At 70.8% G+C, this 25166-nt stretch carries 23 protein-coding genes and 1 pseudogene; 9 read left to right on the forward strand and 15 right to left on the reverse strand.

Annotated features, from left to right (window positions below; all coding sequences use genetic code 11):
- Positions 1 to 80 precede the first annotated feature (80 nt).
- Both CF165_RS17450 and CF165_RS17455 read left to right on the forward strand, forming a co-directional pair.
- Positions 81 to 911: an SURF1 family cytochrome oxidase biogenesis protein gene (locus CF165_RS17450; RefSeq protein ID WP_093948700.1), complete on the forward strand. Its 831-nt coding sequence runs from the start codon at positions 81 to 83 to the stop codon at positions 909 to 911.
- Between the two features lie 51 nt (positions 912 to 962).
- Positions 963 to 1577, forward strand: coding sequence for an FMN-binding negative transcriptional regulator (locus tag CF165_RS17455; protein WP_093948594.1), 615 nt, complete (start codon positions 963 to 965; stop codon positions 1575 to 1577).
- 428 nt (positions 1578 to 2005) lie between these two features.
- Here the strand turns inward: CF165_RS17455 and CF165_RS17460 are convergent, their stop codons facing one another.
- Both CF165_RS17460 and CF165_RS17465 read right to left on the reverse strand, forming a co-directional pair.
- Entirely contained in the window at positions 2006 to 2896 is an 891-nt protein-coding gene (locus CF165_RS17460) for a cobalamin biosynthesis protein CobD/CbiB (RefSeq protein WP_093948595.1), read from the reverse strand.
- Between the two features lie 41 nt (positions 2897 to 2937).
- Positions 2938 to 3651: a FadR/GntR family transcriptional regulator gene (locus CF165_RS17465; RefSeq protein WP_093948596.1), complete on the reverse strand. Its 714-nt coding sequence runs from the start codon at positions 3649 to 3651 to the stop codon at positions 2938 to 2940.
- Between the two features lie 101 nt (positions 3652 to 3752).
- Here CF165_RS17465 and CF165_RS17470 point away from each other — a divergent pair, with 101 nt between their 5' ends.
- From CF165_RS17470 to CF165_RS17485, 4 genes are all read left to right on the forward strand, one after another.
- Positions 3753 to 4244 carry a gluconokinase gene (locus CF165_RS17470; RefSeq protein WP_167441486.1) on the forward strand — a complete coding sequence of 164 codons (492 nt, stop codon included), beginning with the start codon at positions 3753 to 3755 and terminating at the stop codon, positions 4242 to 4244.
- On the forward strand, positions 4241 to 5608 hold the full coding sequence (locus tag CF165_RS17475) for a GntT/GntP/DsdX family permease (protein WP_093948598.1): 1368 nt from the start codon (positions 4241 to 4243) through the stop codon (positions 5606 to 5608). Before CF165_RS17470 ends, CF165_RS17475 begins: the two co-directional genes overlap by 4 nt.
- Positions 5609 to 5702: 94 nt before the next feature.
- Positions 5703 to 6026, forward strand: a complete 324-nt coding sequence (locus tag CF165_RS17480; protein WP_093948599.1) for an ArsR/SmtB family transcription factor — start codon at positions 5703 to 5705, stop codon at positions 6024 to 6026.
- Positions 6023 to 6535: an SRPBCC domain-containing protein gene (locus tag CF165_RS17485; protein ID WP_093948600.1), complete on the forward strand. Its 513-nt coding sequence runs from the start codon at positions 6023 to 6025 to the stop codon at positions 6533 to 6535. The genes CF165_RS17480 and CF165_RS17485 overlap by 4 nt, the downstream gene beginning before the upstream one ends.
- Before the next feature lie 51 nt (positions 6536 to 6586).
- Here CF165_RS17485 and CF165_RS17490 read toward each other — a convergent pair whose 3' ends face one another.
- Genes CF165_RS17490 through CF165_RS17515 form a run of 6 tightly spaced genes read right to left on the reverse strand, consistent with a single transcriptional unit; the run spans position 6587 to position 13268 of the window.
- A complete protein-coding gene (locus tag CF165_RS17490) occupies positions 6587 to 7555 on the reverse strand; it encodes an N-acetylglucosamine kinase (protein ID WP_093948601.1) in 969 nt (322 codons plus the stop codon).
- On the reverse strand, positions 7552 to 8817 hold the full coding sequence (locus CF165_RS17495; protein ID WP_093948602.1) for a 6-phospho-beta-glucosidase: 1266 nt from the start codon (positions 8815 to 8817) through the stop codon (positions 7552 to 7554). The genes CF165_RS17490 and CF165_RS17495 overlap by 4 nt, the downstream gene beginning before the upstream one ends.
- Positions 8814 to 9707, reverse strand: a complete 894-nt coding sequence (locus CF165_RS17500; RefSeq protein WP_093948603.1) for a carbohydrate ABC transporter permease — start codon at positions 9705 to 9707, stop codon at positions 8814 to 8816. The genes CF165_RS17495 and CF165_RS17500 overlap by 4 nt, the downstream gene beginning before the upstream one ends.
- Positions 9704 to 10687 (reverse strand): carbohydrate ABC transporter permease, encoded by a 984-nt coding sequence (locus CF165_RS17505; RefSeq protein ID WP_167441487.1) that lies wholly within the window; start codon positions 10685 to 10687, stop codon positions 9704 to 9706. Before CF165_RS17505 ends, CF165_RS17500 begins: the two co-directional genes overlap by 4 nt.
- A complete protein-coding gene (locus CF165_RS17510) occupies positions 10684 to 12045 on the reverse strand; it encodes an extracellular solute-binding protein (RefSeq protein WP_093948604.1) in 1362 nt (453 codons plus the stop codon). The genes CF165_RS17505 and CF165_RS17510 overlap by 4 nt, the downstream gene beginning before the upstream one ends.
- 11 nt (positions 12046 to 12056) lie before the next feature.
- Positions 12057 to 13268 carry an ROK family transcriptional regulator gene (locus tag CF165_RS17515; protein WP_093948605.1) on the reverse strand — a complete coding sequence of 404 codons (1212 nt, stop codon included), beginning with the start codon at positions 13266 to 13268 and terminating at the stop codon, positions 12057 to 12059.
- 231 nt (positions 13269 to 13499) lie between these two features.
- On the opposite strand from CF165_RS17515, the gene CF165_RS17520 reads away from it, so the two are divergent.
- Together CF165_RS17520 and CF165_RS54090 are read left to right on the forward strand one after the other, a co-directional pair.
- On the forward strand, positions 13500 to 13967 hold the full coding sequence (locus CF165_RS17520; protein ID WP_240521646.1) for a hypothetical protein: 468 nt from the start codon (positions 13500 to 13502) through the stop codon (positions 13965 to 13967).
- A gap of 14 nt (positions 13968 to 13981) precedes the next feature.
- Positions 13982 to 14098, forward strand: a pseudogene (locus CF165_RS54090) (DUF7660 family protein); the annotation flags it as partial.
- Positions 14099 to 14232: 134 nt separating this feature from the next.
- Here the strand turns inward: CF165_RS54090 and CF165_RS51210 are convergent.
- From CF165_RS51210 to CF165_RS17550, 6 genes are all read right to left on the reverse strand, one after another.
- Positions 14233 to 15324 carry a hypothetical protein gene (locus tag CF165_RS51210; RefSeq protein WP_158226794.1) on the reverse strand — a complete coding sequence of 364 codons (1092 nt, stop codon included), beginning with the start codon at positions 15322 to 15324 and terminating at the stop codon, positions 14233 to 14235.
- A gap of 287 nt (positions 15325 to 15611) precedes the next feature.
- Complete coding sequence (nudC, locus tag CF165_RS17530; protein ID WP_093948607.1) at positions 15612 to 16631, reverse strand: NAD(+) diphosphatase; 1020 nt, start codon at positions 16629 to 16631, stop codon at positions 15612 to 15614.
- Entirely contained in the window at positions 16631 to 18010 is a 1380-nt protein-coding gene (locus CF165_RS17535; RefSeq protein WP_093948608.1) for a M16 family metallopeptidase, read from the reverse strand. Before CF165_RS17535 ends, nudC begins: the two co-directional genes overlap by 1 nt.
- Positions 18007 to 19299 (reverse strand): M16 family metallopeptidase, encoded by a 1293-nt coding sequence (locus CF165_RS17540; RefSeq protein WP_093948609.1) that lies wholly within the window; start codon positions 19297 to 19299, stop codon positions 18007 to 18009. Before CF165_RS17540 ends, CF165_RS17535 begins: the two co-directional genes overlap by 4 nt.
- A 63-nt stretch (positions 19300 to 19362) precedes the next feature.
- Positions 19363 to 20931: a DUF2207 family protein gene (locus tag CF165_RS17545; RefSeq protein WP_093948610.1), complete on the reverse strand. Its 1569-nt coding sequence runs from the start codon at positions 20929 to 20931 to the stop codon at positions 19363 to 19365.
- 2 nt (positions 20932 to 20933) lie between these two features.
- On the reverse strand, positions 20934 to 22661 hold the full coding sequence (locus CF165_RS17550; protein ID WP_093948611.1) for a DUF2207 family protein: 1728 nt from the start codon (positions 22659 to 22661) through the stop codon (positions 20934 to 20936).
- Between the two features lie 240 nt (positions 22662 to 22901).
- Here CF165_RS17550 and CF165_RS17555 point away from each other — a divergent pair, with 240 nt between their 5' ends.
- Positions 22902 to 24113, forward strand: coding sequence for a neutral zinc metallopeptidase (locus tag CF165_RS17555; RefSeq protein WP_240521648.1), 1212 nt, complete (start codon positions 22902 to 22904; stop codon positions 24111 to 24113).
- Between the two features lie 79 nt (positions 24114 to 24192).
- Here the strand turns inward: CF165_RS17555 and CF165_RS17560 are convergent, their stop codons facing one another.
- Positions 24193 to 25152: an RDD family protein gene (locus tag CF165_RS17560; protein ID WP_240521649.1), complete on the reverse strand. Its 960-nt coding sequence runs from the start codon at positions 25150 to 25152 to the stop codon at positions 24193 to 24195.
- Positions 25153 to 25166 lie beyond the last annotated feature (14 nt).

Raw genomic sequence — 25166 nt, forward strand, 5'->3', positions numbered from 1 at the left:
CGGGCGGTTCGTCCCGGCCTCCGTCACAGGTGACGGAGGCCGGCGAGCGGCCGGGGCGGGGCACGGCCTACCGTGGTGGGGTGCGGTTGCGGTTCCTGCTCCGGCCCGGGTGGCTGGCTCTGACGGCGGTGGTGTTCACCTTCGCCATCTGCTGCTTCACGCTCCTCGCGCCGTGGCAGTTCAGCCGCAACGCCGAACGCGAGCAGCAGAACGCCGCGCTCACGACGTCGTTCACCGCCGCGCCGGTGCCGCTGGCGCAGCTGCTGCCGCCGGGGACCGAGCCCGGCCAGCACACCGAATGGCACCTCGTCTCGATCAGCGGCCAGTACCTCCCGGACAAGGAGATCGTCGCGCGGCTGCGGACGGTCCAGGGTGAAGGTGCCTACGAGGTGCTGACGCCGCTGCGGACCACCGACGGCACGGTCGTGCTGATCGACCGCGGTTACGTCGGGCTCGACAGCAAGTCGGGAGCGCTGCCGTACGCGCCGCCGCCGGCGGGGACCGTGCAGGTGACCGCGCGGGCGCGGGCGGACGAGACGGACCCGAAGAACCGCGAGGCGTTCGCCGACGCCTCGACCGGCGGGAAGCTCCAGAGCTACGTCGTCGACTCGCGGGTCGTCGCGCGGGCGGGGAAGCTCGACATCCGGCCCGGGTACTTCCAGCTCGACGTCGGCCAGCCCGGGGTGCTCGCCGCGCTGCCGCTGCCGCAGACCGACTCGGGGCCGTTCCTGTCGTACGCGCTGCAGTGGATCGCGTTCGGGACGATGGCGCTGCTCGGCTGGCTGTACTTCACGGTCCGCGAGCTGAAGCCGGGCGGGGCGCTGAGCGCTTCCTCCGCTCCTACGCGCCGGAGGTCCGTCGCGGAGATCCTGGCCGAGGACGAGTACGCGGAAAGTGGCCCTCAGAGATAGGCCGGAAATGGCCCTGTGACGAGGCCACTTGGCTCGCCAATACTCAAAGCCATGCTGATCCACCCGTGGGACGCCGCCTCCGATGACGAGTGGCGCGAGTGGCTGTCCGGGCACGACTTCGGCCAGCTCATCGCCGGTGGGGTGGGCCGCGACCTGCCCGTGGTGACACCGGCGCACTTCGCCTTCGACGGCGACCGCACGATCGTCACGCACCTGGCCCGCCCGAACCCGATCTGGCCGCTGCTGGAGGAACACCCGCGCGCGCTGCTGACGGTGGTCGGCGACTACACCTACATCCGCGCGGACTGGAACACGGCCGCGGACCCCGCCCACGGCGTGCCGACGTCGTACTACGCGACGGTGCAGCTCGAAGGCGACGTGCGGCTGGTCGACGATCCGGCGGCGAAGGCATCGCTGCTCGACAAGCAGCTGCGGCACTTCGAGCCCGACGGCTCGCGGGCGCCGGTGAGCGCGACCGAGGCCCCGGACCGGCGGTTGCTGCCGGGGATCCGCGGGATCGAGTTCGCGATCACCGGGGTGCGGGCGAAGTTCAAGTTCGGCGGGAACAAGTCGGCCGGGGACCGGGAACGGATCGGGACCCGGCTGACGGAGCGCGGTGGGCCGCTGGACGACGCGGCTTTGGCGCAGCTGCGGCGCCGCGGCTGAGGGAGCGCCCCGCCGCCTCGTCCCCGGCAGGGTTCCGGCAAAGTCGTAGCGCCCCTTTTCAGGTGCCTCACCGGTTGACGGCACGTTGATGGCATGACCGGCACCCCACCCAGACCTCCCCCTGGCACCCCGATACGAAGCCAGAACACGGACGGCAGTGCCGGGTCAAGGCACGCTTTCCCGCCTTGACGCGGTACTGCCGTCCGTAGTCACAATCGGGCTTCGGGGTGGTGGGTCAACGAGTGCTTTGCGGAGCTACCGGCAACGACACGACTTCGCCGGAACCCCCGCCCCGGAAACCTCCCCCACCCTCCCTGGGGGGCGTCCCCAAGTCCAGTTTACCGGCGGTAGGCGACAAAACCGCCGGAAAGCAGGCCGGGCAGCGCAACTGTCCACATCCGACCGATCCTGTGGACAACTGCCCTGCGTCAGCTCGAGCGGCGCCGGAAGCTCGCGGCCACCGCGAGCACCACGGACGTCACCCCGGCCAGCCAGCCGACGACCCGGGACAGCTCGACCGCCCGCGTGACGTGCCCCGCGTCCGGATTCCGTCCGACGCCCAGCACCGGCAGCTCCGCCACCCCGTGCGGGTACACCGTCCGGCCGCCGACGCGGATCTCCAGTGCTCCGGCGAACGCGGCCTCCACGCGGCCCGCGTTGGGGCTCGGGTGGGCGATCGTGTCGCGGCGCCAGGCCCGCCACGCGCCGCCCGCCGAGCCGCCGACCACCGGGGCCGCCAGGACCGTCAACGCCGCCGCCACGCGGGTCGGGACCAGGTGGACCAGCTCGTCGGCGCGGTCGATCGCCCAGTGCCCACGGCGGCCGTGGCGGCCGCGGCGCAGCAGGCTCACCGCTCGCGCGCCCAGCAGGCCCGGCACGCCCGCCAGCGCGCCCCACACCAACGGTGCGACCACGGCGTCGGAGGTGTTCTCCGCCAACGTCTCCACCGAGGCCCGCGACAGCGCGATCGCGCCCAGGCCGTCGGCGACCCGGGGGTCCAGTTCGGACAGTGTCGAGCGCGCCGGCTCGAAGCGGCACTCCTCGAGGTCGCGGGCCAGCTCCGTGCCCTGCAGGGCCAGGCCCGCCGCGCCGAGGACCGCCCACGTCGTCACCGCCGTCGCCGACGCCTGCACCAGCGGGCGGCCGCGGCCGGCCCGTTCCAGCAGCGCCCCGCCCAGCACCGCCGCCCCGGCGACCAGGACGCCAGAGCGGGGCGGGAGACGGCGGAAGGCCGTCACCGGGAGCCGCCGGCGGGGGTCGCCGACGGCGCCGTCGGCCGCCACACCCAGCACCAACCCGATCGCGCGTGCCGCGCTCACCCGTGCCCCCCGGGGTACGAAAGTCCAGTTCCCCGAGGAGGCTACCCGGCCGCGGGACCCGCCTCCGATACCAGGGCGGCGATCTCGTCGCGCGCCTGGACGACGATGTCGCGCATCGCCCGCTCCGCCCGGTCCGCGTCCCCCGCGGCCACCGCCGCCGCCACCGCCAGGTGCAGTGCCACGGCCTCGGGCTGCGGCTCCGGCGGCATCAGCCCGTGCCCGGTCCGCCCGGTGAGCACCTCCGCGACGACCGCGGACAGCTGGCCGAACATCGGGTTCCGGGACGCCGAGAGCAGCAGGTCGTGGAAGGCGATGTCGAACTCGAGGAACGCCGAGAGGTCGCGTGCTCGGGCCGTCCGCGCCAGCCGTTCCCCGAGCGCGCCCAGGCGGCCGCGTTCCTCCGGCGTCGCGCGCAGGGCCGCGAACCGGGCCGCGCACGGCTCGATCGCCGACCGCAGCTCGTTCAGCGTGGCGAGCGCCGCCGGCCGGGCCGGGCCGTCGAGCTGCCAGCGGATGAGCCGCGGGTCGTAGTGGTTCCACTCCGCCGGCTCCCGGACGATCACCCCGACCCGCCGCTTGCTGCTGGTCAGCCGCATCGTCTCCAGCACGCGGACGACTTCGCGCGCCACGGTCCGCGAAGCGCCGAAGCGTTCCTGCAACTCTTCGGAGCGCAGCACGGTGCCCGGTGCCAGCGATCCGTTCGCGATCGCCGCGCCGAGCGCGTCCAGCACCTGTTCGTGCCTGTCGGTTCCCACCCTCCGAGGCTAACGTCTGATTCGATTAAGTAGTACTTCATCTTGAATAAGTAGTACTTTTGAGTTTCACTCACCTGGGCACAACGAAGTGGGAGGTGCGGATGACCGTCATCGTGGTGATGGGGGTGTCAGGCTCCGGGAAGACGACGATCGGCACGGCGCTCGCCGAAGCCCTGGGCGTCGAGTACGCGGAAGCGGACACGTTCCATCCGAAGGCCAACATCGACAAGATGACCGCCGGCACGCCGCTGACCGACGACGACCGCGCGCCCTGGCTCGAAGCCATCGCCGGCTGGATCCGCGACCACCAGGCCGGCGGCGTCGTGACGTCGTCCGCGCTCAAGCGCCGGTACCGCGACGTCCTGCGCACCGGCGGCGACGTCTGGTTCGCGCACCTGAACGGCCCGCGTGCGCTCTTGGCCCAGCGCATGAAGACCCGCACGGGCCACTTCATGCCGGTGTCGCTGCTGGACTCGCAGCTCGCCGACCTCGAACCCCTCCAGCCGGACGAGCCCGGCGCCGTCTTCGACATCGGCGGCACTCCGGCGGAGATCACCGAAGCCGCGCTGACCGCCTTCCGGGAGCACGCGTGAACGCCGTCCTCGCCGCCGGCTGGACCGGCCACGACACCCGCCTGATCGCCGCGACGGTCGTCGCGATCGCCGTCATCGTCGTGCTGATCACGAAGGTGAAGCTGCACCCGTTCCTGTCGCTGACGCTTGGCTCGCTCTTGCTCGGCCTGGCCGCCGGGATGCCGATCACCGACGTGATCAAGAAGTTTTCCGACGGGGTCGGCAGCACGGTCGCGTCCGTCGGCATCCTGATCGCCCTGGGCGCGATGCTCGGCAAGCTGCTGGCCGACTCCGGCGGCGCCGACCAGATCGTCGACACCGTGCTCGGCAAGGCCCGCGGCGCCGCGCTGCCGTGGGCGATGGCCTTGGTCGCGGCGCTGATCGGGCTGCCGATGTTCTTCGAGATCGGGCTCGTCATGCTGATCCCGGTGGTGCTGCTCGCGGTCAAGCGCACCGGGAAACCGCTGATGCTGCTGGGGATTCCCGCCGTCGCCGGGCTTTCCGTGCTGCACGGCCTCGTCCCGCCGCACCCGGGCCCGCTCGCCGCGGCGGGCGCGCTGAACGCGAACGTCGGGATCACGCTGGCGTTCGGCCTGCTCGTCGGCATCCCGACACTGATCGTCGCGGGCCCGCTGTTCGGCAAGGTCGCGGCACGGCTGGTGCCGGACGCCGTGGCTCCCGAGCGGCTCATCCCCGAGCGCGCCGACACGGACAAGCCGCGGCCGAGCTTCGCCGCGACGTTGACGACCGTGCTGCTGCCGGTCGTGCTCATGCTGGCGAAAGCGCTGTCGGACATCCTGCTGGCCAAGGACAACCAGGCCCGGAAGATCTTCGACTTCGTCGGCGACCCGCTGATCGCGCTGCTCGCGGCGGTGCTGGTGGGCATGGTGCTGCTCGGCCGCCCGGCCGGCCTGGACCGCGCGAAACTGTCCACTGTGGTCGGTGACTCGCTCGGCCCGATCGCCGGGATCATCCTCATCGTCGGCGCGGGCGGCGGGTTCAAGCAGACGCTCGTCGACGCCGGCGTCGGCGACGTCATCACCGGCCTGGCCAAGGACGCGCACCTGTCGCCGCTGCTGCTCGGCTGGCTGGTCGCCGTGGCGATCCGGCTGGCGACGGGCTCGGCCACGGTCGCGACCGTCTCCGCCGCGGGCATCGTGGCGCCCCTGGCCGCCGGCATGGACCCGTCGCACAGCGCACTGCTGGTGCTCGCGATCGGCGCCGGGTCGCTGTTCTTCTCCCACGTCAACGACGCCGGCTTCTGGCTGGTCAAGGAGTACTTCGGGCTCTCGGTCGGCCAGACGCTGAAGAGCTGGTCGGTGATGGAGACGCTGATCTCGGTGGTCGCCATCGCGCTGATCCTGCCGCTGTCGCTGATCGTTTAGCACCGCACGAACGAGGAGGCCGTCACCCCAGCCAGGTGACGGCCTTTTTCGCGTCCGTTGACATGTGACCTTTTGGTCACCTATTCTCGCTCACGTGCCCGACGACGACCTGGTGTTCAAGGCGCTGGCGGATCCGACCCGCCGGTTCCTGCTCGACCTGCTCTTCGAGCGTGACGGCCGCACGCTCACCGAGCTGGAGACCCAGGTGGAGATGACCCGCTTCGGCGTCATGAAGCACCTGAAGCTCCTGGAAGAAGCCGGGCTTGTCGTCGCACGCAAGGAAGGCCGCGAGAAGCGGCACTTCCTCAACCCCGTCCCGATCCGCCAGATCCACGACCGGTGGATCGACAAGTACACCGAGCGCCAGGTCACCGCGCTCCTCGATCTCAAGAACGAGCTGGAAGGCGAAGAACCATGACGAACACCGTGCAGGTCTACCGCGTCTACATCAAGGCTTCCCCGGAGCGCATCTGGGACGCCATCACGAAGCCCGAGTGGACGCAGAAGTACGGCTACACCGGCCTCGCCGACTACGACCTCAAGGTCGGCGGCAAGCACCGCACCCGGCCGACGCAGGCGTTCATCGACGCCGGGATGACCGGCGACCTCGTCGACGGCGAAGTCCTCGAGGTGGATCCGCCGCGGAAACTGGTCGTCACCTGGAAGCTGCTGATGGCTCCGGAGGACGTCGCCGCCGAGCCCTACACGACGCTCACCTACGAGATCGAGGAGTCCAAGACCGCCGGCACCCGGCTGACCGTGACCCACGACGTCACCGGCGCCCCCACGATCGCCGCGATGGTCAGCGGATCGCTCGAGCGGCTGGACGCGCCTCCGAACGAGAACGCGGGTGGCGGCTGGGCCTGGATCCTGTCGGACCTCAAGTCCCTGCTGGAGACCGGCGAAACCATCGTCCCGGCGCCATAGCGTCGTGAGTGAGAAACAGTGTTCTAACGCTGTTTCTCACTCACGACCCGGTCAGGCGCGCTGGGTCGCCGCCTTCAACGCCGCCTTCGCGGCCTCGGTGGCGCCCAGTGTGTCCAGTCCGAACAGCGCCGCGCCCACCACGGGGTTCACGTCGACGACGCGGACCACCGCGCGCGGCGCGACCTTCAGGCACCGCTTCTCGATCTCGGCGATCACCGGCGCGCCGACCCCGGTCAGCACACCGCCGCCGAGGACGATCTCCGGGGCGTCCGCGGTGAGGTCCAGCTTCCGGAGGATCACCGCCGCGAACACGCTGACCTCCTCGACGAACCGCGTCACGATGTCCTGCGCGACCTCGTCGCCCGCCGCGGCCACCTCGAACAGCAGCGGGCACAGGCCGTGGATCGACGCCGCGTCGATCTCTTCGAAGTGCAGGCCCTGCACGACGTCGAGCAGGGTCGGCTGCCCGAAGTAGCGCGCCACGGCAAGCCGCAGGGCGGTAGCAGGGCCGCGGCCGTCCTCGGCTCGCACGGCCCACCACAGCGCCTCTTCGCCGAGCCGGTAGCCGCCGCCCCAGTCGCCGGAGATCTTGCCCAGTGCGGGAAAGCGGTGCACCCGGCCGTCCGGGCCGACGCCGGCGCCGTTGATCCCGGCACCGCACACCACCGCGACGCCCACCCCCGCGCTGCCCGCCCGGAGCAGCGCGAGGGTGTCGTTGCCGACGGTCAGGGTGTCGCTCCAGCCGCGGGCGGACAGGGCCGCGTGCAGCGTCTCCTCCTCGCGCGGGAAGTCCAGCCCGGCGAGGTAGGCCGACGTGTGGACCGCGAAGGGCTTCTCCCCGAACGCGGGATACGCCGCCAGCACCAGTTGTTCCAGCGCCGCGACGCAGGCCGCGACGCCGATGTTCTGCGGCGACGCGCCGGGGCCACGCGACTTCCCCAGCACGACACCGTCTTCCGAGACCACCAGGACCTCGGTCTTGCTGTTGCCGCCGTCGATCGCGATAATCGCAGGCCTCATCCGCGCGCCCAGGGCAGGTACTCACGGTTGATCTGCACCAGCGAATCGGCCAGCGTGTCGGCCTTCGAGTACTGGCCGACCAGCGGGTGCGCCAGGAGGGCATCGGCCACGCGGTCGCGGCCGCCCTTCAGCGCCGCTTCCAATGCGAGGAACTCGTACGCCGTCGTCGCCGAAATCAGGCCCGAGAAGTTCGGCTCGACCGGCGGCTGCGGGATCGGCGTCGCACCCTTCGAGTCCACAGTGGACCGCGCTTCGACGACGGCGTCGTCCGGCAGGAACGGGAAGGTCCCGTCGTTGCGGACGTTCACGACGTGCTCCTCGGCCGGGCCGCCCGCGGTCAGCGCGTGCACCAGCTGCACCGCCGCCTCGGAGTAGTACGCGCCGCCGCGCTTCTCCAGGGACTCCGGCTTGGTGTTCCGCTCCGGGTCGAGGTAGATCTTCAGCAGCTCTTCCTCGACGTCGGACACGACGTCCGCGCGCGGACGTTCGGTGCGCTGCTTGGTGACCTGCTCGTCGTGCGCGTAGAAGTACTTCAGGTAGTACGACGGCACGACGTTCATCCGCCGCAGCCACTTCTCCGGCACGCTGACCTCCCTGGACAGGTAGTCCAGGTGCTCCTCCAGCAGGTCGGGCAGCCGGTCGACGCCGTCGACGAGCGCGCCGCGTTCCCAGCTCAGGTGGTTCAGTCCGGTGTGGACGAGCTTGACATCGTCCGCGCCCACGCCGAGCAGCTTCCCGAACTGCCGCTGCAGGTTGATCGCGACGTTGCACAGCCCGACCGCGCGGTGCCCCTCGTTGAGCAGCGCGCGTGTCACGATGCCGACCGGGTTGGTGAAGTTGACGATCCACGTGTCGTCGCCGGCGACCTTGCGGACGCGGTCGGCGATGTCGAGCACCACCGGAACCGTGCGCAACGCCTTCGCCAGCCCGCCCGCGCCGGTCGTCTCCTGGCCGACGCAGCCGCAGACGTGCGGGAACGTCTCGTCCGAGCGCCGCGCACGCTGACCGCCGACACGCAGCTGGATGAGCACGGCGGAAGCGCCGTCGACGCCCTCTTCGAGCGACTGCGTCGTCCGCACCTGCGCCGGGTGGCCGGCGTGCTCCAGCAGCCGTTGACTGAACCCGCCGACGGCCTCGACGCGGTAGGCGTCCGGGTCGACCAGCACGATCTCGTCGACGTCCAAAGTGGACCGGCGGCCGGCGATCCCGTCGATCAGCTCCGGCGTGTAGGTGGACCCGCCACCGACGACTGCCAGTTTCATCCCTTGACCCCCGTGAACGTGATGCCCTTGACGAACGACTTCTGCGCGAACACGAACAGCACGATCACCGGCGCCATGATCAGCGCGGTCGCGGCCATCGTCATGTTCCATTCGACGTGGTGCATCCCGCGGAAGGACGCGATCGCCAGCGAAAGCGGCCAGTGGTCCTGGTTCTCGCCCGTGTAGAGCAGCGGGCCGAAGTAGTCGTTCCAGGTGAACAGGAAGCAGAACATCGCGGTGGCCGCGATGCCCGGCTTGGCCATCGGGATGAGCACCCGGTACATCGCCTGGAACTCGTTGCAGCCGTCGATCTTCGCCGCTTCGATGTAGTCCTTCGGAATGGTGAGGAAGAACTGCCGCAGCAGGAAGATCGAGAACGCGTCGAAGAAGAAGTACGGCACGATCAGCGGGACCAGCGTGCCGGTGAGGCCCATCCGCACCCACAGGTCGTACAACGGGACGACGGTGACCTGCGGCGGCAGCAGCATCGCGGCCACGGTCAGCATGAAGAACAGGTTCTGCCCGCGCCAGCGCAGTTTCGCCAGCCCGTAGGCCGCCGGGATCGCCGAAAGCAGCGCGCCGACCGTCGCGCACGCCGAATACAGCAGGCTGTTGCCGAAGTACTCCAGCAGCGGTGCCTTCTTGAACACCGTCACGAAGTTTTCGAAGTGCCATTCGCTCGGCCACAGGCTCGCCGTCATCGCCTGGTCGCTCTTCATCACCGCGGTGAGGAAGACGAACAGGATCGGCAGCATGAAAATGACACCGAGAGCGATCCCGACGGCGTGCGTCGCGATGTAGGAGAGCCGCTTGTCCCAGTTGCGCTTGAAGCGCACGCGGGGCGGCACGGACACCGGCGGCTTGCGCGCGGTGTCGGACAGCGTGATCATGCCCCCTCCTCCTGGTGCTGCGTCTTCCGCAGCTGCCGCACGAGAATCCAGGTGAAAGCGGACGACACGATGAACAGCAGGACCGCCATCGCCGCCGCGTAGCCCATGTTGAAGTAGCGGAAACCCTGGACGTACAGCCAGATCGGGTAGGTCAGCGTCGAGTTCTGGGGTGCGCCGATGAGCTTCGAGTTGCCGGCGACGTCCGCGGTGCCCGCACTCGCGGAGGCCGCGACGATCGCCTGGGTGAAGAACTGCAGCGCGTAGATGATCGAGTTGACCACGCCGAACAGCAGGACCGGCGAGATCGACGGCAGCGTGACGTGCCAGAACCGGCGCACCGGGCCGGCGCCGTCCAGCTCGGCGGCCTCGTACTGCTCGGTCGGGACGTCGAGCAGCGCGGCCAGGATGATGATCATCAGCTCGCCGGAGCCCCACAGCGCGAGCAGCGTCAGTGCGGGCTTCGACATCGCCGGGCTGTTGAACCAGAGCCCGCCGTCGATGCCGACGAGCCGCAGGAACCGGTTGACCGGGCCGAACTCCGGGTTGAACACGAAGACGAACGCCAGCGTCGCCGCCGCGGGCGGGGCGAGCGTCGGCAGGTAGCAGAGCGTCCGGACCAGGCCGACGCCCGACTTCAGCCGCGAGATCACCGACGCGATCCCGAGCGAGAACACCACCCGGCAGACCGTCAGGACGACCACCAGCCACAGCGTGTTGTACGCGGCCGTGCCGACCAGCGGCTCGGTGGTGAACATCCGGACGTAGTTGTCGAAGCCGATGAACTGCGGCGGGTTGATCAGGTCGTAGCGGGTGAAGGAGTAGTAGACCGTGGCGATCAGCGGGTAGCCGAAGAAGATCAGGAACCCGAGGAACGCCGGGGCCATGAAGAACAGGACGGTCCGGCGGCGCTTGGCCCGGCGGGCCCCCGCCCGCACCTTCACAGGTGCGGACGGGGAAGCCTTTTCGGCGAGCGTCGTCATCCGCCCGCGCCCTTCTGCTTGAGTTCGTCGTTGATCTGCGCGTCGACCTTCGCCAGGCCCGCGGTCAGGTCAGGCACCGAGCCGGCCTGCCACTTCTCGGCGAAGTCGTTGACCGCCTTGAGGTGCGCGTCGCCGATCGGGGTGGTCTGGTTGGCCACCAGCTTGCCGCTGTCGTAGATGTCGAGGAACGTCTTGAACTGCGGCTGCAGGTCCAGCCGCGGCGAGGTGAGCGACGCCTTGGTGCTGGGCACGTTCTTCAGGCCGTTGGCCATGTCCACCAGGGTGTCGGTGTCCAGGGTGACCTGCTTGATGAGCTCCCACGCCGCGCCGGGGTTCTTGGCGCCCTTGGGGATCGCGATGATCGTGCCGGTGGTGAAGCCGCCGCCGTAGTGGTCGGCCATCGTGTCGAGCACCGGGAACGGCGCGGTCTGGTACTTGACCTCCGGCGCCTGGTCCTTGAGGAAGGCGGTGCGGAACTCGCCGTCGATGATCATGGCGAGCTTGCCCTTGTGGAAACCGTGGTCGGCGGAGTACTCGTCACCGAGGCCTGCCTTGAACTTCTCGACCTTGTCGTGGCCGCCGTAGAAGTCGATGAGCTTCTTCTGGAACTCGAACATCGCCTTCCAGCCGGGGTTGGTGGCGAGGTCGGACTTGCCGTCCGCGCCGAGGAACGGCGCGCCGAAGTACTGCGCCCAGTACTGGGCCTGGTTGGCGTAGAACGGCATCGAAGGCAGGAAGCCGGCGACCTTGATCGAGCCGTCCGGGTTGAACTCGGTGAGCTTCTTGGCGTCCTCGAACAGCTCCGACATCGTCTTCGGCGGCGAGGTGACGCCCTTCGCCGCGAACATGTCGGTGTTGTAGTACATCCCGTAGACGTCAGCGAGCATCGGCAGTGCGCACCGCTTGCCCTGGTACTCGGTGTAGTTGCGGACCGCGTCCGGGATCTGGTTCAGGTCGATCTTGTCGCGCTCGATGTAGGGCTTGAGGTCCTGGAAGCTGCCGGTGGAGCACCAGGCACCGAGGTTGTCGGTGTAGAAGGAGATCGCGACGTCGGGTGGGTTGCCCCCGCGGATCGACTGGGTGAGCTTGTCGTCGTCCTGGTTGCCTTCGTGCTTGATCTCGATGTTCGGGAACTTCGCCTTGAGCTTGTTGAGGCCCGCGGTGACCACGCCGTACTCGCGGTCGGTGAACTTGGAGTACACGGTGAGCGTGAGCTTGTCGTCCTTGCCGGGCGCGGCCGCGGCGTCCTTTGTGGACGACGGTGCGGCGGCGCCGGAACAGGCGCTGGTCAGCAGGACGGACGCCGCGGCGACGGCCACCAGCAGTGCGCCGCGGCGGGTCCGGGTGGTAGGGGGCATGGCCCTCCTCCTCATCGGTTGGGGCTACTCGGGCGGGGACGGGTGCTGCCGGCCTCGGGCCTGCGCGACCCGAGGAGCGTGGGGGTGACGACGCCGAAGACGTCCTCACGGGTGGTGGCCAGCGCGGACTGCAGCGCACCGGCGCGGACGGCGTTGCCCTGCACCGACGCGCAGCCGACGGGCGTGCGCGGCAGGACAAGCTCGTGCAGCTTTTCCTGCACGAGGGCGGCGAAGCCGTCGCCGCCGGCGCGGCTGGTGTCGCCGCAGAGGAGGACGAGCTGCGGGTCGGCGACCGCGACGAGGTTGGCGACGCCGCCCGCGACCCGCTTGGCGAGGTCGTCGAGGAACTGGTGGCCTTCCGGCGCTTCGGCGACGGCTTCCCAGGCGGTCTCGGCCAGGATGCCGTGCGCGGCGGCGAGGCGGCAGATGGCCGGGGAGTCGACGAGGTTGCCGAAGCGGGCACCGGCCACGGGCCAGACGTCACCGGTGTCCACCGTGGCCGGATCGGGCACGCGCATCCAGTCGATCTCGCCGCCCCCGCCGGTGGCGCCGCGCAGCAGCCGCCGTCCGATCACGACGGCGCCGCCGACGCCTTCGGACAACCAGACCATGACGAAGTCGTCGACGTCCTGGGCCATCCCGACGGTCATCTCCTCGACGGCGACGAGGTTGACGTCGTTCTCGATGAGGACGTCGACGCCGAGTTCGTCGCTGAGCTTCTGCGGGACGTCGAAGCCGAGCCAGCCGGGGATGTGCGGGGCGGAGGAGAGCAGGCCGGTCCGCGGATCGAACGCCCCCTGCGCGCCGATCACGACGTGGGCCAGCTGGTTCCGCGTGATCCCGGCTTCGGCGGTGACGTGGTTGAGGGCGTCCCCGAAGGTCCCGACGACATCGGCGCCTTCGTGCACGGGCAGCGGAGTCCGGTACTCGGCGAGCACGACCCCGGCGACATCGGCGACGACGAAGTCGGCGACGTGCGGAGTGAGATCGACGGCGGCGACGAAGGCGAGGCTGCCGTTGGCCGCCCAGAGCTGGGCCCGCGGCCCCCGGCCGCCACCCCGCACGCCGGCCTTGACGACGAGGTCGTCCAGCTCGAGCCGGGTGATGAGCTGCGCGGTGGCGGGCTTGGAGAGGCCGATGGCGAGCTCGAGTTCGGCACGCGTGAGAGGCCCTTCGCGGAGAAGGACCTCGATCGCGGCGCGATCGTTGATCTCGCGCAGCATCCGCGGGCTACCGGCTCGCACTCGTCCCTCCGGACTTAATTAGGATACTTTACAGACGGTTTCCGGGGACTGTAGTGAGCCCGAGCACAGCCGTCAACGGCCCTGGGAAACGGCCGGGTAACGCTTGGGGCCGCGCTGGGCCACCTGGCCGAAACACCGGTGAACGACTTCCGCCGGGCCACCTGGGCCTGGTCAGCGGATTTCGGTTGCCCGGCGCGGGATGCTGGAGGCATGGATTCAGCGGACTGGCCGATCCCGCCCGACGACGTGCTCGGCTGCCCCGTGCCGATCGCGCGGTTCGTCGCGCGGACGGACCTCGCGGTCGTCGCGCTGCGACACGTCGTCGCCTACCCGGCGGGCTGCGCCCTCCACCTGCACCTGGCCATCCGGCGCGGACCGCTGGACCAGGCGACCTGGGAACGCATCGACAGCAGTCACGCCGGCGGGTACCCCGGTCCGACGGACGCGGGCCTGCAGTTCCGGGTCAGCCGAGGGTCCTTGGTCGACGTCGGCGGCGGATCGAGCAGCGGCGACGACCGCTACCGGGGCGACCGGCAGCTCTGGTTGTCGCCGCTGCCGGCCGAGCCGTTCGAATTCAGCGTCGAGTGGCGGAAGGTGGGCCTCGCCCGCACCGCCATCACCCTCGACGGACGAGCCATCGCCGAAGCGGCGGCCCGAGCCGAGCCGTACTGGCCGTGAGGAGTGAGGCGACGGTGTCCGAGGAGAACAGGGCGGCTCACTGGGAGAACGGCACCCTCCCGCGCTACCTCGAGGCGCCGGCCGCGTGGCTGCACGACTGCGAGGGTTACTACACGAACCAGGGCGTCCCGCTCCCCGCCGAAGGCTGGGAAGTTTCCGGGACGCCCTCGAGGCGGCGACGGTCTACGAGTAGCAAACACGCTGAAGACCGCCACGCCGGCGCCCCTCAGCGGATCGGGCCTCCGGCCTCCCCCCAGGGGCTGACTCACTCAGTCGGCGGGCGCTTCGGCGGCGCGCCTTCGCTTCGCCTTTCCCCCTCGCGACTGTCAGGCACCGCCGGTCTCGCCACCCCGTCTGCCCACTGCTTGAACTGGGTCGCCAACCACTGTTTCGTTTCGTCCGAAATGTAGTTGCGCGCATCTCGCAGGAGTGGATCGACGGCGTGCTCCAGTACTTCCTTGTGGTTACCAGGTGCCGGGCAGATGAAGATCGCGATGATGCGGAGGTTTCTCAGCAGATCTTCACTGCTGAGGAGAGCGAACAGAGGCGTGTGGGTGATGGCGGCGGCTTTGAACGCCGACCACGCCTTGTCCACGACCATGTCCACGACTCGCTTGGTGAGTTCCGACCGCACCTTCTGCTTGCTGGACCCGCAGATGGCTTCGGCGATGATCTCCTTGGCCTTGTCCGGGACCTTTTCGACCACCTTGCCGTAGGCCTCCAAAGCCTGCACGAAACCGATGAACAGGTCGCACCAGCCGTGGTGGGCAAATTGGAGGCGGATCGCTTTGACCTCCTCCGGGCTCCCGTCGAGCTCGTCGAGCACGCCTTGCCAAATGTCTTTCGCCATCGCTCGAGCGAAGGCGGCGACCTGCTCGACCTCGTCCGGCCGATCCGGATCGGCCTCGTGAGGAACCGGCGCACTCTCGGCTTCGGGAGACGAACCATCAGGTTCGCCGACAGGTGCTCGCACACCGGATTGCCCGACCGTTGCCGGCTGCCCGGAGGGCGCTTCCCCAGCCTCGTTTTGCACGTTGCGGCGAGGCACCGGGGCGGAATCGGGAGCAGAGCCGGCCGCGCTCCGCTCGAGCCAGCCGGCGCAGTCGATCCGCACCAAGTCCATGGTCGCTTCCTTGGGGTGAACCTTTGTCTTCGGCTTCTCCCCGTGCTTCGCCGACCACCAGTCGGTCAGGGCATGGATGATCGTTCTCCGCCTCTCGGTGCGCACTGGCTCTGGCTCTCGGGCGACCTCGATCCAGTTGCTCCAGCCGTGTTGCGTGCCACCGCAGTTGCCGCATTTACAGCCGGGCCGCGTTGCCTTCTCGCAGTTCAGGGGATGCTTTCTCGTCGCTGCCATCGGCCGGCCCCTCGCTCGACAATTCGCCCTGCTCGATCTTCCGAGCGCGCCCGACCGGGCAATACCGCCACGTTGGTAATGGAGAGGTCACTATTCGTGACAGGGCCTGACCTCATAAATCCCGATCACCACAGCAGCCGCAGGAATTGCCGATTGCCGCGGCGATCGGGTGAACCGGCGGGAAGGCAGGTCGGCAATCCCTGCCCTCACGCCATGGAGGTGCCACTCATGACGAACGGCCCCGGCAGATAGCCGGGGCCGTTCTGTGGTCGTCCTGCTGCGGGCGGCTACTCCTCCGCGTCAGCCCAGGCTTTGAGCATCACGCGGGCGATCGACGAGTTACCCGGCAGGATGATCTCCGCCGCACCATCAGCGATCGGCGTCGGCTTCGAACCCTCACCCCGTACCGAGCTGTTCTCGAACGCCTCCCGCACCTCGGCGCGAGACACCCACAGCGCTTCTTCGATCTCGCCGTCCGCGGGCACCAGAGGCAGTGCACGATCAGCCCGGGCCGTGAAGCCCAGCATGATCGACCGCGGGAACGGCCACGGCTGGCTCCCGAGGTACCGGACGTCCGAAACGACCGCGCCCACCTCTTCGCGGATCTCGCGGACCACGCAGCTCTCCAGCGCCTCGCCCGCCTCCACGAACCCGGCCAGCACCGAGTAGCGCCCGGCCGGCCAGATCGGCTGGCGCGCCAGCAGGACGTGCGAGCCGTTGACGCCCTCCTGCGAGTGGACCAGGCAGATCACCGCCGGGTCCGTGCGGGGGTACTCCTCACGTCCGCAGTTCGTGCACTTGCTGGCCCAGCCGAACTGGGTCAGCTCCGTCGGGTGGCCGCAGCGGGTGCAGAACTTGGCCTGGCGGCGCCAGAACCGCAACGCCTGCGCCGTTGTGAAGAGCCCGGCCGACGTGTCGTCCAGCAGGTCTCCGTACCCGCGCAGCTCGACCCAGATCTCGCCGTCGGCGCGCGGGACCTCCTCGACGAAACCCCAGCTGCCCGCCATCTTCACCGTGTCGGCTTCGCCCGACGGGCCGCCCGGCAGCGACCAGTAGTCGACGTCCTGCCACTCGCCGAGGAACACCGCGTCCGCGGGCGGCGCCGTGCCGAAGTCGACCGCCTTCCGGAACGCCAGCGTCGACGTTCCTTCGACCACCGGTGTGCGCCCGGTGTCGTCCAGGAGGACGACCCGGGCGTCGGCCCATCGCGACGTCAGCCGCGAAGGATTGGTGCGCAAGCCTTCCTGGCGATCCACTGTGGACCTGGACAGGGTCGGCAGGGCACCGAGGGTGAACGGGACGGACATCAGGCCGGCTCGCCCACGACGACGTCGCCGAGGGCCAGCAGCTTGCGCTCCAGGACGGCCGCGTCCCCGACCACCACGCCCGTGAACCGCTTGGGCGCGAAGTACTTCAACGCCGCTTCCGCGACGTCGGAAGCCGTCACCGCGGCCACCCGCGCCGGGTGCTCGATCAGCCACTCCAGGCCCAGCCCGGTCGAGGCCAGCGCCAGCACCTGCCCGGCCAGCCCGGACTGCGACGACGTCGAGGTCAGCAGCGAGCCGATCGCGTACTGCCGCACCGACTCCAGCTCGTCGCCCGTCGGCGGGACCTGGCCCAGGCGGCCCAGCTCGTAGCGGGTCTCCAGCAGCGCCGGCGCCGTCGCGTCGGTCGCCGTGTCCGCGTCGACGTTGACCACCGCCGTGCCGTCGGTGAACTCGAACCCGGAGTGCGCGGAGTAGGTGTACCCCTTGTTCTCGCGGATGTTCTCCACCAGCCGCGACGAGAAGTACCCGCCGTAGGCCAGGTTCGCCAGCTGCAGCGCGGCATAACCCGGGTCGGTGCGCGGCACGGTCTGCGCCGACAGCCGGATCTGCGACTGCACCGCACCCGCGCGGGGCACCAGCAGCACGCTCGGCCCGGTCAGCTCCGGCAGCGGCGGCAGCCGGACGGCGGAGCGGTCCGACGCCCAGCCGCCGAGCACCTTCTCCAGGTCGTCGAGCACACCGCTCGGGTCGAGGTCGCCGACGAGCACCAGCACCGAGCCGCGCGGCAGCACCGACGCCTGGTGCAGGGCGCGGACCTGCTCGGGCGTCACGACGGCGACGTCTTCGGCCTTCGGGACCTCGCGGGTCGCCGGGTGGTCGCCGTAGCGGTGCTTCTGCAGGGCCTCGCGCGCGATCGTGCGCGGCTGGGTCCGCGAGACGGCAATCCGCTCGACCAGCCGTTCCTTTTCGCGGGCGATCTCCTCGTCGGCGTACGTCGCTCCGGTGAGGACGTCGCCGAGCACGTCGAGGAACGTCGGCAGCTTGTCGGCCAGCGCGGACCCGGTGAGCACCAGGCGTTCCGGGTCGACGCCGGCGCCGATGTCGCCGCCGATCAGCGCGAGCTCGGTGTCGATCTCGATGCGGTTGCGGCGCGCGGTGCCGGTCAGGATGGTCTCGGCGAGCACCTCGGCGGTCGCCGGGTGCAGCGCGTCGTCGCCCGCGAACGGGATCCACAGCCGGGCCTCGACCAGCGGCACGGTCGCCTTGCGCACGGCGACCACCCGCAGGCCGTTGGACAACGAAGTGTCCACATGAGACAGATCGGTGGCGGCCCGCTGTTCGCCGAGCGGCGGCAGCGGCCGCGGACCCCGCGCGGTGCGGCCGATTTCCCCGGCGCTGCGGTGCGTTGCAGAAGTCACTGCTCGTTGTTCCCTTCCGAAGCGGGCTTGACCACCAGCACGGCGCGCGCGTCCGGGCGCAGCGCCTTGGCCGCCGCCGAAACGGCTTCCGAGGTGACGGCGGACATGCGGTCCGCGAGCTTGTACACCAGCGACGCGTCGCCGTAGAGCAGTTCGAACGAGCCGAGGGCCAGGGTCCGCGACACCAGCCTGTCGTGCTCGGAGTGCAGGCTCGCCGTCCAGCGGGCGGTGACCTTGCGCAGCTCCTCCTCGCTCGGCGGGTTCTCGGCGAGCTTCTCCAGCTCGTCGTCCAGCGCGGCGAGCACGCGTTCGCGGGGCACCTCGTGCGGGTGGATCAGGGTGATGGTGAACGTGTCGGGGTCGCGGGCCTCGAACGGCCCGAACAGCCCGGCGCCGGCGCCGATGTCGACGACCAGGGGCTCGCGGTGCACGAGCCGCTGCTGCAGGCGCGAGCCGTCGCCGTCGGTGAGCACGCCGGCCAGCACGAGGTAGGCCAGGTAGGCGTCGACGTCGTTGATCGGGTCCGGCATCCGGTAGCCGATGCCGAGCGCGGGCAGCGGGGCGTGCGCGTCTTCGACCTCGCCGCGCAGCTCGGTGGTGGGCAGCGGCTCGGCGAACGACGGCCGTTGCGGCGCCGGCCGGTGCGGGACGTCGCCGAAGTGGTCCTCGATGAGCTTCTTGGCGTTGCCGACCTCGAAGTCGCCGGCCACCGTGAGGACGGCGTTCGCCGGGGAGTAGTAGGTGTCGAAGAACGCCGCGCAGTCGTCGACCGTGGCGCTTTCGAGGTCCTCGAAGCCGCCGTAGCCGTTGTGCGCGTTGGGGAACGTCGAGTACAGCACCGGCGGCAGGGTGATCCACGGGAACCCGCCGTACGGCCGGTTCAGCACGTTGAGCCGAATCTCCTCCTTGACGACGTCGATCTGGTTAGCCAGGTTCTCCGCCGTCAGCTTGGGCGCGCGCATCCGGTCGGCTTCGAGGAACAGCGCGCGCTCGAGCGCGGCGCTCGGAAGCACCTCGAAGTAGTCGGTGTAGTCCGGGTGGGTGGACCCGTTGAAGGTCCCGCCGCTGGACTGCACGTGCCGGAAGTGGGCGAGTTTCTCCAGGCTCTCCGAGCCCTGGAACATCAAGTGCTCGAAGAGGTGCGCGAAACCGGTGCGCCCCTCCGGCTCGGAGCGGAAACCCACGTCGTAGTGCACGCTGACGCCGACCACCGGCGCGGTCGCGTCGGGGGCGAGAACCACCCGCAGACCGTTGTCGAGGGTGTATCGGACGAGCTCGGGATCGGCCATGGCCCCACCCTACGACGGGTCGGCCGTTGCCCGCGTCCCGGCTCGTGAGTGAGAAACAGTGTTCTAACGCTGTTTCTCACTCACGAGCCCCACGAGGCGGCCGCGACGGGCGGCGGCGAAGGTGCCCGCCAGCGCCGTCGCGAAGGATCCGGCCTGGTCAGGGGTGACGTCGCCGTCGTGCCAGTACACCGGCGGCGGGTGGTCGAGTGAGCCGAACGCGGCCACCCACGGCGCTAGTTCGCCCAGAGCGAGCGCGTACGGGAGGCCCCGGGAGAACACCAGTTCACGTTGGGGCTTCGTCAGCTCCTTCGGCTTGACCGACGCCAGCTTCTCCGCGACGCCGCGCAGGCGCCGGGCCACGTCGTCGCCGACCCGCCGCCGCGTGGGCAGGACGGCCGAGGCGACGACGGCCGCGACCCCGGCGAGCACCACGATCACGCCGAGCTGGGCGTAGCCGACCGTCAGCGCCAGCAGGACGGTGAGGAAGACGCCATAGAAGACGAACCGGACCCCGGCGCGGCCCAGCTTGCCGAGGCGCTTGCCCGGCGGCCGCGCGAGCCAGCCGCGCCGGAAGGCGTCCTCGTAGAGCGCGTCCGGTGCGACACCGACGTGCCGCCGCCGCAGTTCGGCGAGAGTCACCGGCTCGTCCGGCACGACCGCGTCGAAGACGGCCCGCTCGAAGGCCGTCAGGTGCTCGTCGGCCGGGTTGCGGCGGGCCAGGCGCCAGCCGCCGTCCTCCGCGCTCACCCAGAGGTAGTTGCGGACGGCGAGGTCGAGGACGGTCGCGGCCAGGTCGGCGGGCCCGGGCCCGCCGTGGAGGAGGACACCGGCGTGGCCCGGCAGGACGCCGGCCGGCGACGCGAATTCGCCGCCCTCGGAGACCAGCTCGGCCTTCGGCGGTTCCCCTCTTCCGGCGTCGCGACGGCGGGCGAGCCCGACGAGCCCGGCCGCCACCAGCAGGAACGCGCCGAAGGCCGCCCAGGCCCAGCCGACCGGAGCGGTGAGCACGAACGCACCGGCGACCGTCTTGGCCGGGACCAGGACCTCGTTGTCGGGAACGGTGCCCGCGGGCAGCTCGACGGTCGCCGTCATCCGCTGGCCCGCGGCGAGGTTCTGCTGGCTGAACCGGGTCAGCCCGGCGTGGTCGATCTGCGCGGCACCGCACGAGAAGTCGGAGTCCGCCGGCCCGGCGAGGCAGTCGACGGCCGTCGGGATCTTCGGCGCCGCGAAGGACGCGCGGACGAACTTCAGCTCGGTGTTCCAGCCACCGGCGAGCTCCCAGGTGACCCGGTTCCCGGCGACCGCACCGTCCACTGTGTACCGGATGATCGACGTGCCCGCGGTGAGGTGGACGGTGAAGGCGCCGGAGTCGACGTTCGCCGTCCCGCTGCCTTCGAGCACGACGTCACGGACGCCGTAGACGCGGTCGCGGTGGTGCGGCGCCGGAACCCGCAGCGCGACCCGGCGGTCCATGGTCGCGCCCTGCGGCACCGAAATCGCTTCGGCGACCGACAACGAGCCGTCGCGCTGCACCTTGAGCTGGATCTCGGCGCTCTGCGCCACGGTCGGCAGCGGCGGCTGGTCCACGGGCGCGGCGGCCAGGAAGAGCGCGAGTACCGCCGCGGCGAACACGGTCAGCGCGTCGCGGCGGCGCGGCCGGACTCGGTGAGCAGCCCGTCGAGCGCGGTCAGGAAGGACGGGAAGTGCGTGCCGAACCGCCGCAGGTCGTGCTCCGCTTCCATGCCGCCGTACCAGTACAGCCCGGCCGAGCCGTCGGACGCCGGGTTGAGCCCGGCGAAGGCGCCGAGCCAGCGCTCGGTGTCGCCCAGCACCACCGCGTACGGCAGCGACCGGGAGAACACCAGCTCGCGGTCGGCGGGCGGGATGTCCTCGGCCTTCGCGGTGTGCAGGTAGTCGAGCAGGCCGCGGACCTGGCCGGCCAGCGCCCGGCCGCGCGCCGTGCGGGATGGTAGCAGCGCGGCCGCCGCGGCGACGGCGAGCCCGGCCAAGGCGACGGCGACGCCGAGCAGCGCGTCGCCGACGGTGAAGGTGAGCACCGCGGTGGCGGCGAGGCCGAGCGCGAAGATCCCGGCGCCGAGCCAGGTCAGCCGCCCGCGCGCGGTGTCCGGACGCCGGGAGAACCAGCGCTTGGTGACGACGTCGGCGTACATCGCGTCGCTGATCCGGCGCAGGTCGAGGCCGCCGCGGGCACGCAGCTGCGACACCAGCACGCTGTCGGTGCCCTCCGGCAGCAGGGTCTCGTAGACGGCGCGCTCGAAGTCGTGCAGGTGCTCGTCAGGCGGGTTGCGGCGGGCGATCTGCCAGTCGTGGCCCGGGACTTCCGCGAGCCACAGGTAGTTGCGGACGGCCAGGTCGACCACGGTGGCGCTGATGTCGACGACGTCGACGGTCTCGTCGACGACGGTGCCGACCTGGCCGGGCAGCACGCCGTCGGGACTGGCGAAGAAGACGCGGTCGCCGTCGCGCAGGAGGACTTCGACCGGGCCGGTGGCGGTCAGCAGCGCGCCGGCGTCCTGCTGGCGGCGCCGCCGGACGAAGATCGCGCCGGCGACGAGCAGGACGAGCAGGACGGCGAAGACGATTCCGGTCAGCGGCGTCAGCGCGAAGGCGTTGGCGAGCAGGCCGATGTCGGCGAACTTCGCGTTGGCGGGGACGGTGTTCGCGGGCAGGCCGACGAGGAGGTCGACGCGGTCGCCGGGCCGGACATCGTCCTGTTCGAGCCGGACCACGCCCGTGTGGTCCAGCTCGGCGAGGGTGCAGCGCTGGTTCGAGCCGACCGGACCGGCGAAACAGTCCACAGGGGACAATCCGGGCGACGGGGCGATGAACGACGCGGTGAGCTTCTCCAGCGGCGCGTCGAAGCCGCTCCCCACCTGCCAGCGCGCCTGCCGGCGGCCGCTCTGGTCGGCGATGGCACCGTCCACTGTGTACGTGACGGTCGAGGTGCCGCCGGTGAAGGTGAGGACGAGCTGGTCGCCGGTCAGCCGGCTGGTGGCGGCGCCTTCGGTCTTGACGTCGCGGATCCGGAAGACGCGGTCCTGGTCGTCGCTCGCGGGGACTTTGAGGGGAACGCGGGAGGTCAGCTGCTTGCCGCCGGGAACGGTGACCTTCTCGGTGACGGAGAGAGTGCCGTCGCGCAGGACCTTCAGGGCGACGTCGGCGACGGTGCCGTCAGCCCGCTGGACGTCCTGCCCGGTGAGCAGCTGAGGTTTCTTGGCCTGGTCGGCGGGCAGGTCCGGCAGCACGGGCCCGGCGGAGGGCCCATCCTCGGCGACGGCGGTCCCGGACGTGACCAGCACGCCCGCGGCGACGGCGGCCGCTGTCACCCATTTCCTCGACACAGCACCACACCCTAGAGCACCCGATCTATGCTGACGCCCGGAACGGCGCGATCCGCGCGGGTAGGCCGTTTCTTTCAGGGGAAAACGCACGGGGGGTCCATTTCGATGACGCACGGCCCGCAGGGTCCCGGTCCGCACGACCCGCGCCGCCCGCTGCCGCCGCCCGGAAGACCGCCGCTGCCCCCACCGGCCGCGCGGCCACTGCCGCCGCCGGTGATCCGGCCTCTGTCGCAGGGACCCGTGGGTCCGCCGCCGGGGCGCCCCCCGCAATTCCCTCAAGCCCCGGCCGGGCAGCCGGGTCGTCCCGGCGGATTCGGCACACCGCCGTTCGGCTACCCCGCGCCGCCGCCCGCGCGGGCTCCGCTGCCGCCGCCGGCCGTCTTCACCCCCGGCTATGCCGGGCCGCCTTCCTTCGGTCCTCGCTTCGCCCCCGGCTACACGCCCTACGTCGCCAAGAAGTCGAACGCCGGGGTGATCGTCGCGGTGGCGATCTTCGCGATCGTCGCCGTGGCCGGCGGGCTCGTCGCGGCCGTCGCGCTGAGCGGTGGCCAGTCGCGGCACGTCGCCGACGCCGGCTACTCCAGCACCGAACCCACCGACACCTACTCCCCGACGTACACCACGGAGGAAGCCACCTCCACCACGTCGTCGACCTCCGAAACGACCACCACGCGCACGTCCGAGCGCGAAACGCCGACGTCGCAGACCCCGTCCGGGCCCCGCTCGGTCGTGGCCACCGGCGACAACCCGCTGTTCGGCCAGGCGGATTACGGGCTGCAGAACATCCCGTGCTCGCTGAGCCGCTGGGCGGCCGACCAGAGCAGCGCCACGCGGTTCTTCCAGTCCGGCATCGGCTGCCTGGACGCGGTGTGGTCCCGCATGCTCGGCGCGGCGGACCTGCCGTTCCGGACGCCGAACCTGGCCGTGCCCCAGTCGCTCTCGGAGGCTTCGACGCCGTGCGGCAGCGGCGGCACGACAACCGGCGTCACGCCGTTCTACTGCCCGTCGAACAACACGATCTACCTGCCGATGGACCGGATCGAGATCGACGTGTGGGGCAACCACCCCGGCCCGTACCTGTCGATCCTGGCCCACGAATACGGCCACCACGTGCAGAACCTGGCGGGCATCACCGAGGCGTTCGGCGAGCAGCGCTACGACGCGGGCGCCGACTCGGCGGCGGGCCTGGAACTGTCACGGCGCATGGAGCTCGAGGCGCAGTGCTTCTCGGGGATGTTCCTCGGCTCGTCGTCGATCTCCGGCGGTTCGGTGGACCGCAACATCTACAACGAGGCCTGGAACGCCCAGGACCGCGGCGACGACTACGCCCGCAACGGCAAGCGCGACCACGGCAGCGCCAAGCACAACATTTCCTGGTGGCAGCACGGCGCCACGAAGAACCGGAACCAGCAGTGCAACACGTGGCTCTCGGCCTCGGCCGAGGTCTCTTAGCCCGGGCCCAAAGCGCCCCAATGTGGCGTTGGGTGCGTCCAACGCACCGAACGCCACATTGGGGCGCTTGAGAAGCGGGTCAGCTCGGCGGGGTGAACGGGTTTTCGGGCGCCGGTGCGGTGGCGGACCCTGCCGCCGGCGGAGGAGGCGGCGGAGCTTCGAACCGAGGCTGCGCCATGTAACCGGGGCCAGGCGCGGGCTGAGCCGGCCACCCCGGGTGAGGCTGCGCCGGGTAACCCGGCGCAGGCGGCTGACCCGGCCCGAAAGCCTGGTACGCCGGGAACGCCCGGGCGTGGTCACGGTTGCGCCGCTCGGCCAGCACCGCCGCCAGGAACGCCCACGGCGGCACCCCGGGCGGCACCGGCGTGCCCAGCGCGTTGCCGACCTGCTCCGCGAGGCTCCAGCCGAGCGCGTGCGACGCCTCCGGGCGCAGCTGGCCGAACCGGCCGAGGAACTGGCGGCTCGCCAGGGCGAGGTCGTCCGGGAGCCGGGTCAGGTCGAGCTGGGCCGCCCAGCCTTCGAGGCCCGGTGGCATGGCGATCGCCGGGTAGCCGGCGCTCTGCGGCACCCGCTCGCGGACCACCAGCGTCCCGGCCAGGAAGTCGCCGACACGGCGGCCGTCGGACGAGCACAGCGACACGATCACCGCGACCGCGCCGAACAGCCCGAGCGTCCAGAAGTCCACGATGAACCCGGCGAGCCCGCGCACCAGCGCGTGCCGGAACCGGATCGGGCCGCCGTCGACGCGCACCACGCGCAGCCCGACCGCCAGCTTGCCCAGCGACCGGCCGCGCGAGAGCGTCTCGAACACCACCGGGTAGCCGACCATGACCAGCACCAGGAGCACCAGCAGGATGGCCACGCCGAGCGCTTCGTCGATCCCCGGCAGCGTGATCGCGAGCACCATGAACGCGCCGAACAGCAGGGCGAACTGGACGAGCACGTCCAGCGCCATCGCCAGGGCCCGGCTGGCGAGCTTGGCGACGTGCAGGTCCAGGACGACGGCTTCGCCGGTGACCAGCTCGGATTCCTCGTGCACGACGCCAAGGGTAA

It is taken from the genome of Amycolatopsis vastitatis, from assembly GCF_002234595.1.
Classification (GTDB): Bacteria; Actinomycetota; Actinomycetes; order Mycobacteriales; family Pseudonocardiaceae; genus Amycolatopsis; species Amycolatopsis vastitatis.

Excerpts from the sequence above, each read along its gene's own strand:
- CF165_RS17455 (WP_093948594.1), top strand. The coding sequence starts at position 963 with ATGCTGATCCACCCGTGGGACGCCGCCTCCGATGACGAGTGGCGCGAG.
- CF165_RS17470 (WP_167441486.1), top strand. The coding sequence starts at position 3,753 with ATGACCGTCATCGTGGTGATGGGGGTGTCAGGCTCCGGGAAGACGACG.
- CF165_RS17485 (WP_093948600.1), top strand. The coding sequence starts at position 6,023 with ATGACGAACACCGTGCAGGTCTACCGCGTCTACATCAAGGCTTCCCCG.
- CF165_RS17490 (WP_093948601.1), bottom strand. The coding sequence starts at position 7,555 with ATGAGGCCTGCGATTATCGCGATCGACGGCGGCAACAGCAAGACCGAG.
- CF165_RS17495 (WP_093948602.1), bottom strand. The coding sequence starts at position 8,817 with ATGAAACTGGCAGTCGTCGGTGGCGGGTCCACCTACACGCCGGAGCTG.
- CF165_RS17500 (WP_093948603.1), bottom strand. The coding sequence starts at position 9,707 with ATGATCACGCTGTCCGACACCGCGCGCAAGCCGCCGGTGTCCGTGCCG.
- CF165_RS17505 (WP_167441487.1), bottom strand. The coding sequence starts at position 10,687 with ATGACGACGCTCGCCGAAAAGGCTTCCCCGTCCGCACCTGTGAAGGTG.
- CF165_RS17510 (WP_093948604.1), bottom strand. The coding sequence starts at position 12,045 with ATGCCCCCTACCACCCGGACCCGCCGCGGCGCACTGCTGGTGGCCGTC.
- CF165_RS17515 (WP_093948605.1), bottom strand. The coding sequence starts at position 13,268 with ATGCTGCGCGAGATCAACGATCGCGCCGCGATCGAGGTCCTTCTCCGC.
- CF165_RS17520 (WP_240521646.1), top strand. The coding sequence starts at position 13,500 with ATGGATTCAGCGGACTGGCCGATCCCGCCCGACGACGTGCTCGGCTGC.
- CF165_RS51210 (WP_158226794.1), bottom strand. The coding sequence starts at position 15,324 with ATGGCAGCGACGAGAAAGCATCCCCTGAACTGCGAGAAGGCAACGCGG.
- nudC (WP_093948607.1), bottom strand. The coding sequence starts at position 16,631 with ATGTCCGTCCCGTTCACCCTCGGTGCCCTGCCGACCCTGTCCAGGTCC.
- CF165_RS17540 (WP_093948609.1), bottom strand. The coding sequence starts at position 19,299 with ATGGCCGATCCCGAGCTCGTCCGATACACCCTCGACAACGGTCTGCGG.